This window comes from Bacillus sp. UMB0728, from assembly GCF_002858875.1.
Lineage (GTDB): Bacteria > Bacillota > Bacilli > Bacillales > Cytobacillaceae > Bacillus_AB > Bacillus_AB infantis.
Window position 1 is genome coordinate 460,049 of record NZ_PKLA01000002.1, and the last position, 17,748, is coordinate 477,796.

The 17,748-nt window shown below is 44.5% G+C and carries 13 protein-coding genes and 1 pseudogene; 5 read left to right on the forward strand and 9 right to left on the reverse strand.

Translation table 11 applies throughout. From position 1 onward, the window contains the following. Nucleotides 1–3 precede the first annotated feature (3 nt). From CYJ37_RS08105 to CYJ37_RS27680, 5 genes and pseudogenes are all read right to left on the reverse strand, one after another. Nucleotides 4–2,829, reverse strand: coding sequence for a DEAD/DEAH box helicase (locus CYJ37_RS08105; protein ID WP_101548945.1), 2,826 nt, complete (start codon nucleotides 2,827–2,829; stop codon nucleotides 4–6). Continuing rightward, the gene (locus tag CYJ37_RS08110; protein ID WP_101548947.1) at nucleotides 2,822–4,444 is read right to left on the reverse strand and encodes an SWIM zinc finger family protein; all 1,623 of its coding nucleotides are present in this window, start codon (nucleotides 4,442–4,444) and stop codon (nucleotides 2,822–2,824) included. Before CYJ37_RS08110 ends, CYJ37_RS08105 begins: the two co-directional genes overlap by 8 nt. A gap of 186 nt (nucleotides 4,445–4,630) precedes the next feature. Next, complete coding sequence (locus CYJ37_RS08115; protein WP_101548949.1) at nucleotides 4,631–5,416, reverse strand: hypothetical protein; 786 nt, start codon at nucleotides 5,414–5,416, stop codon at nucleotides 4,631–4,633. A 104-nt stretch (nucleotides 5,417–5,520) separates the two neighbouring features. Next, a complete protein-coding gene (locus CYJ37_RS27675) occupies nucleotides 5,521–6,462 on the reverse strand; it encodes a hypothetical protein (RefSeq protein WP_308302674.1) in 942 nt (313 codons plus the stop codon). Continuing rightward, a pseudogene (locus tag CYJ37_RS27680) lies at nucleotides 6,436–7,104 on the reverse strand (C39 family peptidase); the annotation flags it as partial. The pseudogene CYJ37_RS27680 and the gene CYJ37_RS27675, both read right to left, overlap by 27 nt. Before the next feature lie 296 nt (nucleotides 7,105–7,400). Here CYJ37_RS27680 and CYJ37_RS08125 point away from each other — a divergent pair. From CYJ37_RS08125 to CYJ37_RS08140, 4 genes are all read left to right on the forward strand, one after another. After that, entirely contained in the window at nucleotides 7,401–8,786 is a 1,386-nt protein-coding gene (locus CYJ37_RS08125) for a S41 family peptidase (RefSeq protein ID WP_101548953.1), read from the forward strand. A gap of 154 nt (nucleotides 8,787–8,940) precedes the next feature. Next, on the forward strand, nucleotides 8,941–9,684 hold the full coding sequence (locus CYJ37_RS08130; protein WP_101548955.1) for an NUDIX hydrolase: 744 nt from the start codon (nucleotides 8,941–8,943) through the stop codon (nucleotides 9,682–9,684). A 125-nt stretch (nucleotides 9,685–9,809) separates the two neighbouring features. After that, the gene (locus CYJ37_RS27095; protein WP_101548957.1) at nucleotides 9,810–11,024 is read left to right on the forward strand and encodes a hypothetical protein; all 1,215 of its coding nucleotides are present in this window, start codon (nucleotides 9,810–9,812) and stop codon (nucleotides 11,022–11,024) included. A gap of 11 nt (nucleotides 11,025–11,035) precedes the next feature. Then, on the forward strand, nucleotides 11,036–11,584 hold the full coding sequence (locus tag CYJ37_RS08140; RefSeq protein ID WP_101548959.1) for a signal peptidase I: 549 nt from the start codon (nucleotides 11,036–11,038) through the stop codon (nucleotides 11,582–11,584). Nucleotides 11,585–11,605: 21 nt separating this feature from the next. Here CYJ37_RS08140 and CYJ37_RS08145 read toward each other — a convergent pair whose 3' ends face one another. The 4 genes from CYJ37_RS08145 to CYJ37_RS08160 form a co-directional block, all read right to left on the reverse strand. After that, nucleotides 11,606–12,403 (reverse strand): lipid II flippase Amj family protein, encoded by a 798-nt coding sequence (locus tag CYJ37_RS08145; RefSeq protein WP_101548961.1) that lies wholly within the window; start codon nucleotides 12,401–12,403, stop codon nucleotides 11,606–11,608. 181 nt (nucleotides 12,404–12,584) lie between these two features. After that, the gene (locus CYJ37_RS08150) at nucleotides 12,585–12,857 is read right to left on the reverse strand and encodes a hypothetical protein (protein WP_101548963.1); all 273 of its coding nucleotides are present in this window, start codon (nucleotides 12,855–12,857) and stop codon (nucleotides 12,585–12,587) included. Continuing rightward, nucleotides 12,857–13,600 (reverse strand): Ig-like domain-containing protein, encoded by a 744-nt coding sequence (locus CYJ37_RS08155; protein WP_101548965.1) that lies wholly within the window; start codon nucleotides 13,598–13,600, stop codon nucleotides 12,857–12,859. The genes CYJ37_RS08150 and CYJ37_RS08155 overlap by 1 nt, the downstream gene beginning before the upstream one ends. Continuing rightward, nucleotides 13,600–14,586 (reverse strand): Ig-like domain-containing protein, encoded by a 987-nt coding sequence (locus CYJ37_RS08160; RefSeq protein WP_101548967.1) that lies wholly within the window; start codon nucleotides 14,584–14,586, stop codon nucleotides 13,600–13,602. Before CYJ37_RS08160 ends, CYJ37_RS08155 begins: the two co-directional genes overlap by 1 nt. A gap of 605 nt (nucleotides 14,587–15,191) precedes the next feature. Between CYJ37_RS08160 and CYJ37_RS08165 the strand changes: the two genes are divergently transcribed. After that, a complete protein-coding gene (locus CYJ37_RS08165; RefSeq protein WP_101548969.1) occupies nucleotides 15,192–17,555 on the forward strand; it encodes a hypothetical protein in 2,364 nt (787 codons plus the stop codon). Nucleotides 17,556–17,748: the final 193 nt, after the last annotated feature.

A 17,748-nucleotide genomic window follows, 5' to 3' on the forward strand; every position in this document is an offset into this window, starting at 1 on the left:
TATCTATGCCAGATGCACCAGATCGCGGAGATCATCGGTGGACAGCTCCGTGATCCAGCTTTCGCTCTGGATGACCTGGTCATTGAGCGTTTGCTTTTTCTCGAGCATCAGGTCAATTTTCTCTTCCAAAGTTCCTGTGCAGATCAGTTTATGAACGTGGACGAACCGCTCTTGGCCAATCCGGTAGGCGCGGTCTGTCGCCTGGTTTTCGACCGCAGGGTTCCACCAGCGGTCATAGTGGATAACATGGTTCGCCGCAGTCAGATTCAATCCGGTACCGCCGGCCTTCAGGGACAGCAGGAAGACAGGGAATTCACCATCCTGGAACCTGGTGATCATGCGGTCGCGTTCATTCTTTGAGACACTTCCGTTCAGGAATGGCACATCGATTCCGTGCCGCTTTTTCATGATTTTCTGGATCATATGCCCCATCTCAATATACTGGGTGAAAATGAGGCAGCTTTCCTCCTGCTCCAGAACGGCATCAACGAGGGCATTCAGCTTCTCGAGCTTTGATGACCGTTCCAGCAGATGGGTTGGCTTTTCTTCTTTCAAATATAGAGCCGGGTGATTGCAAAGCTGCTTCAGGCGGCTGAGCAGCTGCAGGATAAGCCCTTTGCGCTCGAAGCCAGACAGCTTTTCAATCTCAGCAAAAGTATCTTTAACCAGCTGCTCGTAAAGGGAAGCCTGTTCTGCGGTCAGCGGGCAATATTCCTTTTGCTCCACCTTATCCGGCAGATTCAAAGCAACTTCTTTGTCCTTCTTCGTCCGCCTCAGGAGGAAGGGGCGGATGATCGCCTGAAGCTGCTGGACCTTTTCTTTTTCATCCTCTTTCTCGATCGGGAGGATAAACCGTTTCTGAAACTGCCCAAGGCTGCCAAGATAGCCGTGATTGGTAAAATCAAAAATTGACCACAGCTCACTGAGGCGGTTTTCCATCGGTGTCCCGGTCAGGGCGATATGATGTTTGCCGCGCAGCTTCCGGACTGCCCGGGACTGCTTGGTCTGCGCATTTTTAATGTTCTGGGCTTCATCAATGCTGATCGAGCTCCAGGTGACGTTCTCGAAATCGGACAGGTCCAGATGAGTGAGGCCATAAGACGTTAAGACAATATCCGCTTTCTCGGCCTCTTCCGTGAACATCTGTCCCTTCAGGCGATTCTGTCCATAATGGAGATACACCTTCAAATCAGGGGCGAAGCGTTCAATTTCTTTTTGCCAGTTGCCGAGCACCGAGGTCGGGCAGATGATGAGGGAAGCTCCCTCATGCTCCTGCTCGCGCACCTTCAATAAATAAGAAATCAGCTGGACCGTTTTTCCGAGCCCCATATCATCAGCGAGAATCGCACCAAAACCATATTTCCTAAGGAATAACAGCCAGCTCATCCCAAGCTGCTGATATGGGCGCAGCTCGCCGTGAAGTGCTTCCGGCGCATCAGCGAGCGGGATATTGTTCACCTCGCGCAGCTGCTTCACCATCTGCTTCCACTGACGGTTCAATTCAATTTGGATGCGTGCAAATGCCTTCGGGTTATCGAGCTCGTCTTCTGAATCATCTTCTCCTGACAATTCCTGCTCAATCAGATCGCGGACATGCAGCCCTTCTTTTTCCGCTTTTTTCATCAAATCCTGAATTTGGCGGATGAAGCCATGGTCGAGCTTGATCCAGCGTCCGCGGATATAGACAAGGCGGCGCTTCTCTTCAACGAGTTTATTAAATTCATCCTCTGACAGCTCGACTCCGTTCATGCTGAAGCGCCAGTCATAATCTAGCATCGCCTGCAGGCCGACGAAGGAAGGGCGGTGGCTGCCAGATGTTCCTTTTACCTTGGCCTTCACCTTCATACTCGCATTCTTCATCGCCTGCCACCAGGAAGGAAGAAGGATTTCGACACCAAGGGCAAGCAGTGTTTCGCTGGCTTCTGTCAGGAAAGTCCATGCTTCATCCTCAGTCAGGCGGGTGGAGATGCCGCGGTCGCCGTTCAGCCAGGGGAAGACATTGATCCAGCGCTGCTGCTCCCGTTCAATGACCTCCTGATACTTCAGCCAGCTTCGCGGATAGTTGCTCTCATCCCGGTAATCGACAAACAGGTCAGGCTCCTTTTTGCCGCGCAGGAAAATAGACAAGTCCCAGAAGCTGTCAATATCAGCAGGCTCTTCAAGCTTCAAACCAATTGTAAAAGGCACATCATTGTCCTTCAGTCCAATCCATTCCTGCCAGCTTTCTTCGTCAAAGTAGGCAGCCAGCTGGCTTGGCGCAATATCTTCATTCTGCAGGCTGTCTATTTTACGGCCGAACATTTCTTTCATTTCTCTATTCCGGTTCAAATAATCATTCAGAGACCGGTCAAACCAATGCTGGACAAAGCCTTTGACAGACCTGCCATCTTCTTCTGCAAGGGGGCGCTCCCAAAAGGAATCATCGAATTCATAAAGGACATTTTCAGGCAGTGCCCAGTGGAATTCATTCCGCTCCCACGCCTTGAAGTCAGGCACCCATTCTTTTTCAAGAATGGATTCTTCTAGCGCATGTCCGGCAGCAAGGCAGATCTCAGCTGTGTCATCCCAGTCCCATTCGATCAGGCGGTTGAACTGCTCGTTCGCGAACAGCGTAGCGAGCTGCCAGCCGTTGACCAGGAGGCCAGGGGCGCCATCCAGCTCAGCCGGTGCAAGCATCGTCCCGAAAAAACTTTCCTTATGATTGTTGAACAACAGGTTCTGCCACTCGTTCGGCACCATCCATTTATCGTGCTCATCAGAAGCTCCAATGAAAAAAGTATCTTTATCATATTGTTGGACGTTCACTTTTATAAAACGTGTTTTAAGCATCGATCAGCTTACCCCTTTTGCATTCTTCATGAAAGGCACGCAGCCGCCTTGTCCTTTCAAGAATCATTTCTAGAAAAAGCTCCCAGTCATTCTGCCGCTTTAATTTCTTATAAATGGTCCGGAGCTTCTTCATCTTGCGGACAGCTTCCCGGTAATGATCCCGGTTCTTCATGTTGATATGGCCCTGTACAGACTGATGGTAAAGCCCAAGCAGGATCTCAGGCTCGGCCTGCTGGATCCTTTTGATCCGTTCAGAAGGGAGCATGCTGATATCAAAGCCGATATAAGACTGCAGCTCTGCCCACTTTTCATAGTTTTCCTGCTCAAAAAGGACATCCTCATATTCCCGATAGCTGTACGGCAGCGTCTGGATCATGGCTTTCTCATACAGATCATGCCTCCGCATCTCGCCGGTATAGGTGCGCAGTGCCTTCAAAGCCATCCTGGAAAAATCCATGCTGGCATTATATTCATTGTTCCAGCTCAGATACTCCTTCAGCCGTGAGACAAACAACTCGGCAAACGGAGCCATCCGCTTCCATTCCTTAAGGGCGGTGAAATAATCGAGCCAGTATAACAGATATGGCGTCATCTCCGCGTTAGGGACCTGGATATTCTGCATCGCTTCTTCATCCTCACGAAGAAGGATATGAAGATGGGTCACCCCGACAACCAGGGGCATTGATGGCTCATCCTGGAGACTGTTAAGCTTGTTGACTTCCTCTTCCCGCCATTCTTTGCTCTTGAAAAGATGGGTCCAAAGCAGCCGGTAGAGATGAGCGCGCTCATACTCAATCTCAAAATCGTTCGTCAGAAGCTCTGCTGTTTCCTCTTTCAGCTTCCCGATGAATTCATCAAACGCAAAGGGCACTGACTGGACCGTCAGCTTGCCAGTAATATCCGCCGCTTCTTCGGTCATGAGATGGAAGAGGTGGCGGTAATAGCGGTTGATCGTATCCTCGAAATAACCGAGCTCCATGCTAAGGGAGATAAGCTTCTTAAAAGAGACAATATGCGCAATCAGCATATAAAGAAGCCGCCATTCCTGCTCGACCGGGGCTGCCGCCCTAAGCCGCCGCAAATGGACCTGGAACAACTCGGCCATCACATAAGGCTTGGGGTCACCCTGGCCCAGCAGGATTTTATCAAAGCTTTCTTCAATGGAAGATTTCCAGTTATCATAATCCGGCTCCTGCTGCTGTTTGTTCGCCTTCAGCAGATCCCTTGCCGTCTTCAGCCCCAGCAGGGCAGCCGTCTTCGTCTCTTTGACCGGCTGGCGCCAGTCATTGAGCCAGGCGGCCACACTGCTTCCCTGGGACAGCAGATGGAAAAAAGCAGCCATCCGGTGCCGGCAGAACCCTTCGTGCGGACAGGAGCATTCACTATGGTTGATGAAGTCAAGATCAAGCGACACCCTAGCAGGAGTCACATCCTGGACCACGGCTGTAATCCGGTCACCCTCATACTTCAGCTGATGCACAAGCCCCTGATGATACAAAAGCAGGCCCTTCTGGACCACCTTCTGATCTTCCTGGTCCTCAGGCCTCAGCAGGCTCTTCAGCTCGCCCGCAGCAAACTGCAGCCCCTCCAAATACCGCTCAGGAATCTGCGCCATAACAATCCCCCCTATACTCTAACCCGGCAAAACCCGGGTGAAAAAACACAAAAAAAGCACAAAAAAACAACACCATTCCGACAAAACACATATTCCTTTATTATACCGCATTTGGCAGGAGTCTAAAAGCAAACGAAGAAGAGGGTCTGACCCCTACGAAAGTAGGGGTCAGACCCTCTTCTTCTATTAATTAATTCTCTTCAGCAAAATATTGTTAAGCTGCGAATCTTTTCCTTTGTCAAAGGTGAAGTACATCTCATAGCCGCCTCGTGTATACTTGATCGTCCAGACACTATCCTTATCGCTTATGCCTTCCCAATCTGGGTTTCCGACTCTTTCCCTGATGATATACGGAGTAATCGGAACAAGATAGTCATTTATCCAAGAGATGGCATGGACATTTTGATCATACGGGTAATAGTTGTAATAGCTATATTGTCCAAACCTCTGGGCCAATGCATCATTTTGATATTGGACTGATACAGGAGCATTCTTGTAGTAATCAAAGACCTTTTTGATATCGGTGGTTCCATCAATGGAGAACGGCTGCCCCTTAAAGACCCCTTTTTCCAGCTGGGTGAGGACATTACCGTCAAAGAACACAACCCGTGCCAGCTGCATCTTCTTATGTGTCGAAGGCGTTTCATACTTTACCATCTCCGGATCTTTCTTGATAAAAAGGCCAGCCCCCAATCCATAAAGCCCGCCATGAATATCCTGATACTGATACACCCTGAACTCGCTTCCTTTAACCCTTGAGCCTCCAGGCAGAAGCTTGCCATTGCTTGACAGCTTATAAAGAGGGGAGTCCTTCAAAAGAGTAACTTTCCCGATCTGTGTTGGAATCAGAATCGTTTTTCCCCAAGGAACCCCGATCAGCTCTGCTGCTTTAGCAGGAGAAGAAGAAGGCATAAAGAGCAATCCAAACGACAAAACAGCCGCAATTGCCAATATACTGACTTTTTTAAACATAATGACCTCCCAAATAAGTATATGTACCTTAAGACTATACCTCTAATCCTATGCATTAAAACTGGGGTCAGACCCCTACTTTCGTAGGGGTCTGACCCCAGCCTTTACTTTAACTCCGCCAGGAACCTCTCCCGAACCTCAGCATCCTTAATCTGCCCAACAACAGCTTTCAGCTCGGCCGCCTTCTGATTGTACTCTTCAGGCGCCACCTTGGCTTGATCAATAGCTTTAAAGTCATCCATCATCATCTTTGCTGTAACTGTATAGCGGTGTTTCGCAATCATATCCTCAGCAGGTTTCTTATATGCAGCAAGCACAGCCTCCCGCGTCGACTGTCCATACACACGATATAACAGAACCGCATTTTTTCGCACTTCCGCCGACAGCTGGTGATACTTCGCTTCACCAGTATCACCAAGCGGGTCGGCTAAGACTGCAGCATCCATGGAATGGGCCATCTCTACGAGCTTCTTCCCGGAAGTGACAGCATCAATATAGCCGACAGCCCGTTTATAATAAGTGATAACTTCTGCATTCAGTTCACTCTGCAGCGCCTGTTTCTTCGCCGCATCCCCGACCCTGCCGATGGCAGCCTGTGACAGATTCATATATTCCTTCGTTTTATTAAAATAGGTCATATTTGGATAACCGGCCACATCACCAGGGTATTTCCCTTTCCTGTAGTCCGCCTGAATCTCCCACTTCAAACTGCCTGCATAGGACTTCGCCGCAGCCAAGACCTTCTGTGCATCAGCCACTGCCCTTTCCTGCAGCATGCTGGAAGGAGGTGTCTCATAACGGATATAGCCCGCCATATTGGTGACGTAGCCTCCGCCGCAAAGCTTGTATTGGCCGCCGTAATTCCCGTCATAGCCGCACACCTTAAGAGTTTCAAATGGCTGCAGCACACGGCCGGCCTTCAGCCCGGTGCTTGTCCGATCCCAAAGAGTAATCGGCTTCATGATAGTCAGCTTGCCAATCTGGCCAGACGAAAGTTCTTTATCCCAATCCGTCTTTGGGATGGCCGCAATCGCCTGGCTGCCCATCTGGATCCAGGAAGCCTCGAAATTTTTGCGCGGCACTGCGCGATTCTTCTTATTATATAAAGGATCATTTATGTAGACATATTGGCTGTCATAGCCAGTGACAAGAACAGAATGTTCTTTGTATGTAATCTTTAGATTGCCGCTGGAAGTATTCCAGGTCTGGAAATAGCTGCTCGGCAGCTGCTTGAATTGTGTATTGGTGATGACCCATACAGGACTTCCCATATCGATTGCCTTATAAATGGCAGAAGGGCTGCTGCCTGTAAAATCAACCACTTTCCCCGGCAAATACTTATTGGCCAAATCAAAGATTGGCCCGTGATAAACGCCTAGTCCCGGAAGACCGTATGTATACATATTCCCTACAAAACCATCGTAAGGATTTCCGTAAACGCCATTCGTTTTGAATGGCACCTTTTTCACTTCCTTGGCCAGCTGCATCTTGCCGATGTTCACACCCTGATCCTGCAGCAGCATGCTGAGACTAGTAACCTCACAGCCTCTCGGAAGCTCTGGCATCTGTTTAATATGCGGCGCATCAAGCTTTTGGGCTGAGGCCTCTCCGTCTCCAACCGTCAGTCCTGCCAAAAGCAGCACCGTGAAAATAAAGAAAGATAAAGTTTTAGCTTTCAATGCATACATCCCTCCAATAAATAAAGTCATAAATCCGTATCCTTTACCCAGTATAGCAGGGGGGAAACATGTCGAAATTCCTCTTTTGAACGCAAAAGGAAAGACAGGAAGAAAGGCATTCTCCTCTCGGAATAAGGAAGTCCGTCCCAGCTGTATGCCAGAAAGCAAACAAATGAGGGACCTATCAACTATGCCATGTATCAAGTAAAAGACTTCATGATTAAAAAGTCTCTATAGGGATCTATCAAAATATGGATAATAATACTAAGATAGTTATATACCAACCTATCTATGGAGGAACAGAAATGAAACTATTGAAGACTGCCTTAACAGGCCTGACGGCCTTCCTGCTGCTGTTTTCAGGACAAACCGCTTCAGCTGCAGAACCGTTAAACGAGATTAGGCAGATCATAAGCAATTACTATGTAGAAGATGTCCCGGCCCATGTCTTGGAACAGCCCACTGCAAAGAGGATCACAGACTATCTGGACCCTTACTCGGTCTACATGTCCGCAGATGAATACGAGAGATTCTTTCAATCAATTGAACGAGAGCTTGTCGGAATCGGTGTCACATTGGAGGAAGACAAGGCAGGCATAAAAATTCTCTCAGTCATTGATGAGGGTCCGGCCCGGAAAGCCGGTCTGGAAGCAGGGGATATTATCACTCACGCTGGTGGAAGAAGCCTGGCAGGGGAGTCTGTACAATACGCCATATCCTTGATCTCTGGAAAAGCAGGAACGACAGTGGAGCTGGCAATAACAAAATCACAGACGAAAGAAAAAATAACAAAAACTCTAATAAGAGAGGTTATCCATCTTCTCAATACAGAAACTGAAATTCTGGGAGGAGATATAGGGTTCATCAGACTGAACAGCTTTGCCGAAAATTCAGCAGCGCAGATCGAAAAAGCCATCAAAAGCATGCCAGCGGCAAAAGGCTGGATATTCGACCTCCGCAATAACGGAGGCGGTCATGTTGCTGCAGCGCAGGAAATAGCCGGCTACTTTCCTGGCGTAAAGGATGCTTTCCAGCTCCGTGATAAGAGCGGGATAGAAGAGGTTTATAAAGCGATACCGCAAAAGGTCCACTTCACAAAACCGACGCATATACTGATTAATCCATACAGTGCCAGTGCGTCAGAAATGCTATCGGCTTCAGTGAAGGAACAAAAGGGAGCCGTGCTGTACGGCCAGAACTCATTCGGGAAAGGATCCATGCAAACCCTCTTCGCTCTAAGCGACAACAGTTTCCTTAAGCTCACAACAGCACATTTCTATTCACCAAAAGGGACACCGGTCAACAAAGTTGGAGTGAAACCAGACGTAATAACCGCAGAGAACGAGGAGCTTTTCATCTCCCACAGGGATCAGCTTCTTGCACACCACCCAGGCTATCTAAAACTGCCCGCACTGAACAACGTACCAGTCACAAAGACCTTTAAAGTGGCCATGAATATGGATATGAACTGGTCAATCCTCAAACCGGAAGACGTTCAGTTAATCAAGCTGGGCGGCCAAGATGTCCCGGTTAACGTAAAAGCAAATGACAACCGCACCATGACCATCACGCCAAAAGAAAAGCTGCAGCCAAATGGCCAGTACCTGCTCCTAATCCATCCAAAATGGACAAGCACTTCTGCCAAGAAAATGGCTAAGGGCACGTATCTCGAAATCAAAGTTGGGGTCTGACCCCTACTTTTTGCCTAGAAAAGACCGGCAAGGAACTTATCCCTTGCCGGTCTTTTCCTTGCAGTCGTTTTTTACCAGAAATATGCAGGAGCCTTTCTGCTATCTGTAGAATATTAATATATGAGAGAACAATAAATCGAAAATGGTGAACGTAGTGAAAGAGATAAAGTTTCAAGTGGTACCAGAAAAAGTGGTAGTAGAATACGATGACAGACCAATGGTTATGCCTGAAGCGGCCCATAAGAGCCACGAGGAATACTGGCAAAAAAGGATAGAGGAAAATCCCTCACTCACAAATGGGACTGTTTATTGCATTGGAGAGGCTGAACACTCTCCAGAAAAACTTCATATACAAGTAAACAAAACAGATTACAGGCATTATCTCTATACCATCAACCATCCCGGATCGGATAATCCATGCAGAGTCATCTATACATGTGCAGCCGTGTTTACGAATGATAGGCATCTTATCTTCGGACAAATGAATAAGCATACCTCAACACCTGGACGCCTCCAATTTGCTGGTGGAGGGATTGATGAAACAGACCTGAAGGACAACCGCTTTAATCTGGAGGAAAACATTAATAGAGAAATCCAGGAGGAGCTTGGATTGCACCCTGAACAATTCCAAATTCGCCACAAGTACTTGAAGAGCGGCGGAGAGCACGACCATTGGGCTGTTATCTTCGAGTGCACAACCCAATTACATGCAGAACAAGTCAAAACAGCATTCGAACAGCACTCAAACTCCCTTATTACAGAGGGAAAGCAGCCTGAATTCAGCAAACTGATTATACTTCAAAATAATCCCGATGCCCTAAGTGAGTTCCTCAAAGGAAATACCCAGCCAAAAGTCGATTATCTAGTGCCTTATCTACAATCTTTATACTCACATTAGTTCTTTATAAAGAAAAAACAGTTGAATATTTGGTCTCATAATGTATAATTATATTATTACTAAGGGAATCAGGTATTTTTTTTGTAATTATTGTTCTTTATAAAGAATACAAAGGAGGGTTGTTCATGGATCCCAGGTCTGAACGAATTAAGAAAAGGCTCGAGGAAAAGAGAAAGCGGTTAAGAAGAGTGTTTACCTCAAGCATTGCTATTTCATCAATTCTGCTGGGCAGTGCAAAGCTGACAACTACGACGTACGGGGAGTTCAATGATTCAGAAGAGCAGGATATCGCTATTAGTGCATGCCTTGTTTTTCCTAAATACATAGAAGAGCAAAAAGAGAAAGCAGAAGAATTGGCAAAGGAGATGGAGGCAGAGCTTAAAGAGGCCTTGAGTACAATTGAAGAGCTGAAAATTGACGACTTCACCAAAAAAGTTGGTGAGGCAATAAAAGAAGATACAGAAGGTGAAGCTGCGCCTCCATCTTCATCGGCACCTCCGGGCGATTCATCAACCGTTGAAGGCCTGAAGGCAGTTCAGGCACAGCTGTCTTCTGAAATTACAGATGCCGAAGGTGAGATTCAGTCCAATACAGAAAAAATAAGCCAAATCACTGAGCTGTCTTCAGAGCTCCAAGCTTTACAGACAGCACTTGGAAAGATAGCTGGTGAAGCACTGCCTAAAGTAAAAGAAGACATCCAAAATAAAACTGAACAATTCAAGGAGATTAAGAAGTTTATAGAAGAGGCAAGGGAACAGGTAGAGTTTCCATGCGAGTATGACCCTGAATTTTTCCCAATGATCATGGATGCTTTAATGGAAATCGAAGAAAAAACTAAAAAGAACACAGAAAAAATGGAAGAGGCAACCAAGCAGACTGAAGAGCAAGTAAAACAATTCGAAGAGCAATCGAAACAATTCGAAGACAATATTAAGTCACTTGAAGCGGCAAATGAAAGCCTTAAATCTAAAATAGCAGCCCTCCAGCAGGAAATCGCAAGCATTGACACCCAAATAGAGCAGCTCATTGAAAAACAAAAAGAAGAAGAACGCCTCAAAAAGCTGAAGGAAGAAGAGAAGAAAAAAGAAGAGGAAAAGAAAAAAGAAGAAGAACAGAAAAAGCTAGAGGAGCAAAAGAAGAAGGAAGAGGAAGATAATAAAAAGAAAGAAGATCAAAAGAAAAAAGAAGAAGCTGAAAAACCAGGTGCGGATAAAGGCAATAATGAGCAAAAAGAAGAGAAACCGGCTAAAGAGGAATCTAAACAAACAGAACAGCCTGCCCAGGATAAGCCAGCTGAATCTGAGCAGCAGTCAGAAGCTGCGGGCAATACAGCAGGATAACCGGACTAATAATGGTGAAACTGCTGCTTAGATCTTTATATTACAGTCTTCTCATTCTATCAATTGTGATCATCTTCTCTCTGCTTTCATCTAAACTAACAGGAGAAAACCCAAGCCTGTTTGGCTACGAAGCCAAACAGGTCTTATCCGGTTCAATGGAGCCTGTTATCCCGACAGGCTCCATTGCCATTATGAACAAATCATATAAACTGAAAGAACTAAAAGCAGGCAGCATCATAACCTTTACAAAAGAAGACCATTCCGTAACCCACAGAATAGTCAACATAAATAACCCGGATGGTAAAGTGTCCTTTGTAACACAAGGGGATAAGAATCAATTCCCAGACAAGGAAGCAGTCCTGCCGCAACAAATCACTGGCCTTTACACAGGTATAACCATCCCGAAAGCCGGCATGCTCCTAGATTTTATAAACACCAAGACAGGAACAATCTTCTTCATCATCTTACCTGGATTGATTTGCCTCCTATATGCCGTTACCATCTTTAAGCCATTATCCTTCCGCAAAAGGGATATAGTAGCGCATAAGAAAAAGAGCTAGGTCCTTAGTAGGGGTCAGACCCTAATTCAATACCCCGCTAACCCAGGCAATCCAATAAGCGGCAGGCAAAAACAGCAGCTGAGCGAGCAAAGTCCCGCAGAACCGTGATATCATAAGCCAGCCGTACATCTTAGCCATATTGTCAGCTCCGCCTTCTTCAGTCAGCGCCTTCTCGGTCAAAAGCGCGATGCGAGGATCCAGAACCAATGTCAGCAGAATCGTTGCAAATCCATTGATCAGCCCGGTTGCCATACTGGAAGCTGTGGAATGATCTGGACTTACCAGCGAAGCATACAAAGCAGAAAGGATACCTGTCGTATAAATGGCTGTCACAATCATATTCATCAGCATGATCCGTTTCGGGATGCCGCCGACCCGCAGTCTCTCGATCATCTGGAACCTGGGCCGCCTCACATAAGAGCCGGTCTTTTTCAGTTTGCTTATATTAGTCGCACTGACCAATGCAAACACAGAACCTTCTGCCTCAAACCGCTTAATCACAAAGATGGCCAGTTTAGTAAAAGTGGGAAACAGTACAATGGCCAGCAGAGTACCTACAGATGCACTAAGCAGTACAAGGCGGAAAGTCCCCTCCACATTAATAGCCTGATCCACCCGGGCACTGTCGATGACTCCGCCAAGCAGGGGAGCCTGTACAAGATTGGAAGTCCTCGCAACCAACAGCACAATTCCCGTCAATGAAAGCGACACAGCAATCTTACGCAGCCTCACACCGCCAAGGCGAATGCTGTAAGCAAGCGTCTCGCTCGTATGTATAATAATCGTAAATAAAATGATAGCCAGCAATTTAGCATCCATATAACATCACCACATTTATCATCCCCGAATCCAAAAGAAAAAGCCGGCAGCAGAGAAAATCTCTGTACCGGCTTAAAGGGGGCAGAGCGATCTGCCTAGTTAGGTAAGCACCAGCCATGGACCATTCACTGCTCAATGAACCAGTGTCACATATTAAGACGAGGCACCCAGCGAAAAAGTTTCATTTTATTTCTACTATTTTAAATATATCTTTGTCCTTCGCCGAATCTCCAGAAGAATCCTCTTGTTTTTCTCCTGTAACTGTCTCACCATTAAAGCTACTTTCAGCGGAACTCTGATCACTCTCGGCAGCAGAGCCTTCCGAAGGAACCTCAGCCCGCTCCTCAGGATTCAGATATGAAATAACCTTCGGCCACATGGCTATATTCACCAATATCAGCGTAAATACCAGCATATTAATCAACATCAGTTTATACGGTGATTTCTTCTTCATTACGGAACAATGATCTCCTTTGTTTCCAATACCTTTTTGGACATGCTGTAGCCTTTAATCAAAATCTTATCTCCAGCCTCAACACCAGGCTTATATAGAATAAACTGGTTATTCCCTTTATAATCAAGCCCAGCCGAACCAGCTTTAACACTTGTCACCTGATCACTTACAACAACGGTGATTTCTGCAAAGTGGCTATGTTTTTTTACGTCAGCCTTCAGGATATGCTGAGGTTTTTCTTCTTTATTGCTCCCTGAAGCAGCAGGCTTAGAACTGCTGGACTTAGATGAACTGCGATTCCCGGCCGCCAGGCTTTTGCCGGCACTAGAAGCTCCGTTTGCTTTCTTGTCGAAGCTCTTGGCAGCTTCTCCCCCCTCCAAAGCAAAAGGCATAATCGTATGCTGATTCAAATAAAGCTTCTCCCCTGAACGAAGATTTCCCTTAATATGCAAAAAATAGGTTTTATCCTTCAAGTAAGGGGTAATAGGGAAAATGTTGAGCTTGTTATCATTAGAGACCTTTAAGGAGGTGCTGATTCGCTTTCCTGTATGATCAATAATGTATACGTTTTCCTTTTTTACTGACCCCTTATTTATAGGGTGATTGAAAGTGATGCTCCAGCTTTTCTGAGGATCGCTGATCACTCTTGCATCAAGACGAACCTCTTCTGCAGCAGCATAGCTTCTTAGACTAATAGGTATCAATAGCAGCAAAAGAACTAAAACAGTTTTCTTGCCAAACATTACCTATCCACAACCTGTACTTTTAAATCACGGATATTATGCTCACTGAGCAGGCTGCTGAACAGCTTTTCATCGGACAAGAGCTCGTGGAACGAAATGACCGCACCGTCTGTTTCATATTTAAAAGACTCATTGTATTCTGTTATCAGCTTTTCAGCGGCAGAGAACTTCACAAGTTTTTCATCTATTTGCTTATTGGCGCTGTTAAAGACCTTAATCCTCACATCATAGAAATCCGGCATCTTCGAAAAACCAACATCAAAGGTAAAAGTATCGCCCTTAGACTGTGTCTTGCCGTTTGAATCGGCAGTCACTTTGCTGGCATACTGATTTTTCAATACCCTATCGCCCTTCATAATATCAACATGAACATAACTCACATCTTCTGATTTTGTCACAACATCAATATTTGTAATCCCATTAGTGGAAGACTGTTCTTCCTGAAGCGCTCCTTGCTTCTTATGAAGCACAGTTACTTCATTAATGTACTTTTTCGGAGCAACGGCCATAATTTGTCTTGGGGAATAGGCTGCAAGCATATCCTTAAGGCGCTTTTCATTAATCACCATCAGTTCATAAAAGTCATAATAGTTAGTTCTGAAGGAAAAATTAATATTCTGAGCGTACTGTCCATTGCTTAAGGTCACTGAATTTCCGGAAAGGTCAACTGTATATGTCTTATTAAAGTCTAACGGCTTGCTTAAAATAACAAACACTGAGTTTCCGCTTCTCCTGTATTCCTTAATATCAAGAGGAACATATTGTCCGTCTTCCTGGACAGTTATGGAACCGGGTGTCACTCGCAGCACCTTATCATTAAATTCAATCTTAATATCCGTATCCACCGGCACATACTGATCATTGGACGAAGGATAAGTATACTCGATTGTTGGAATAGTCGCTGCATATCCTTTAATAGAATGAAAAGATAACACAGCAGTTCCAATCAAGACGAGGGCGACAAAGAGGTTTAATCCTTTTTTCATAGTAATCCACCTTTTCTTTCCATTTATGTATAAAAGTAATTTTACAATGGATAGGCTAAATGTACCACCCTATAAAAGAAAAAAGCCGCCAACTTTTGGCAGCTTTTCCCTTGCGCTGAAGCAGAAGGTTAGTACGCAGTACTAATACAAGTTTTTAAGAAAGCAGCATCCTTTTTGGAAGGAAATCACCTTCTAAAGAATAGTTTACCAAATTTAGAAGGAAAGTACATGAAAAATTTTCCGGTATAACCATTTTTTTATTTTATTAAGGTATAATTGGAAAAGAATTGAATAGAATAGCAGGGTGTGAATTTACTGAGGACGAAAGTAAATTTATTACAAATTTATTAAAATAAGCATTTTTCGGCAGAAAATTGTAGAAATTTAGTAAGATATGTATTAATATTGAAAAGAAGACCATTGGTGGAAAAATAATGGCTGTTTACCAAAAAAATAATTAGTTGGAAACTATTGCAATTAATTTGAGACTCTAGTATACTTTTTTACTAGTTAGGTAAGCGGTGAATAAATAGGTACAAACAACCATGGTATTCATTGCTACAAAATAAAATAGCACTACATAGCTGAAGGGAGAATACAAGTTTATGAAGAAGAAAGCAATCAAACTCGCTACTTCTACAGCAATCGCCGCTACAGCATTCGTAGCAGCAGCTCCAGCTAACCAAGCTGATGCAGCTGTAAATGTAGAAGCATTAGTAAAAGACGCTGAAAATGCAGCAGGTGCTCTTAAATGGGCAATCTCAGTTGAGGGTACTGCTGATGGAGCAAATGCTCCTTGGGCGCTTTACAACTTAACTAAGGATGCAACTGCAAGTGCTAAAGCAGCTGTTGCTAAAACTAGCGGTAAAGATAAAGTTCTTTATGAAGCTCGTTTACAAGCTGCCGATGTTCAGATCTCACGTGCAATGGCATACATTGACGGGATTACGGCCGGTAAGAAAATTGAAGCTGGAACTGCAGCATTAAAGTCTGCAATTGCTTCAAAGGATCTTGATAAAGTAGAAGCAAACTACCATGCTCTTACTAAAGAGGTTCGTAAGCAAGCTGAGTTACTTTATCGTGTATACGGTCAATCAACTCGTGCGCTAATCCTTGATCAAACTAAAAAACCTGCAGAAGATGCAGTTAAATCTGTACAAGTAGATGTTACTGTTCACATGCACTTAGCTGATGCAGCCGCAGCAGTTAAAGCTGGCGACTACAAAAAAGCTGGTGAACATGTAGAAAAAGCTAATGCTTGGTTCGATAAAGTAAGTGCGGCTTTTAAAGACGAACTTACTAAAGACAGAAATGATGTAGTAGCATCACTTCCTTTAACACCAGTTTCTGTTGTTAGCAATAATGAAAATACTGTAACAGTACAATTCAACAAAGCAGTTGATGTTGTTTCTGTCGCACACTTTGCTTTTGACAACGGGTTAACTGTTTCGGATGCTAAATTATCTGCAGACAAAAAGACAGTAACTTTGACAACAACTAAACAAGCTGATGGTAAGACTTACACGCTTTCCTATAAGGGAGCTGCAACAGTTTCTTTCACTACACCAACTGCACCAGTTGACAGTTCATTAGTTATTGATAACTCTGCTGAAGCATACCTTAAGAACACACAAACACGTTCATTTACAGCTACATTTAAGAATGCAGACGGAACACCTTACAGAGGATTTGTAGATATCGCCAAAGCTGCTGGTGATACGATTGATATAACTACTGTAAATGGTACAGCTGTTGGTAGCGGATTTGATTTCACAAAAGTTGTTCCAAATGTAGACGGCAAAATTACTATCACTGTGGCTCCACAATCAGGTGTGGAAGTGAAGAGTGGTAAAGTTACATTCACAAACCTAACTACAAACAAGAAGGTTACAACTGGGGAAACTCACTTTGTTCCAGAAGCAACTCAAGGTGATAATTCATCTGCTGTGACTATTAATTATGTCAATAAAGCCGGCAAATACTTCGTTGCTAATAACAAGTGGTATAACTATGACTCAACCGATGTACTGTATAATAACGGAGCATTAGTTGATACAGCTGCTTTTGAAGGCTTGTTAGCTGAAGGTAACCAAATTAAGGTTAACTACCAAAATGTTACTACAGCAGAAGATGGAACTAATACTGCTAACCCTTCTGGTATTTCATACTTTAATGTTACTTTCGTAAAAACTCTTAAAGATTTAGAAGTTACTACTCCTAATAGAGATACTAGTGATATTGAAGACGCATTCCGTGTATCTGCGAAACAACAATTCTTCTTAAGAGGAGAAGGTCATCCAAACTATAGTGTTCACATTTACAAGACTGATGGTTCATACCTCGTAACTGTACCTGTAAATGGATCTGGTCAATGGAGCTATCAAGTTAACCTACAAGCTAATGGCTTGCACAAGTTCCTTGTTGTCCAAACTCCTGCTACTCAACAGGCACCTGCTACTGCGCCAGAATCTAGTGAAGTAGTTCATGTACAAGAAGGAACATTTACTGTTGCTGGCAATATTGTATCAACACCTGCAACTACTAGTAATGTAGTTTCAGTAGGGTCTGAATTGGAGTTTACATTCTCTAGCTTTGGTAGCTCATCTAACACAGTTGTTGATGAAGCGACTTTCAGCCCAGGTGCAACTCTAACTTTCGAAGATAACCAAGGTGTCAGAGCTACTTATACTGTTGGAAGTGCAGTTACAGACACTAAAGTTATTAACAACACAAATTCTACAAATAATGTAGATGTTAAACTAGGTTCACCTGTTTATACATGGCCTCAAGGTAATACAAACGTTACATTTAACCACACAGGAGCAATTCGTCTGGTTGGAGTAACTGGAGTAACTAACCAAGATGGTCTAAAGCTTGAACTTACTAATCCAATTAATGTTACTACTGTAGCTCCTCCAGCTCCTGTGGAAGACGCTACTCCTGAAGTAGACGTAACTCCTGAGGGGTAAGAAGGATTATTAATAAAAAGGTAAGGCGTTATTGCCTTACCTTTTTTTTGGGTTCTTTCAAATTTATTTAAAGTCCAGGGGAATATAAAAATTGATTTTGGTGGGTGAGTACAAAGGGACAGGAGGGAAGAAAGTCTAGCTTACTGCTGGGTATAACCGCCAATCGTCCCTATGTTGCCCAAAATTTGACATA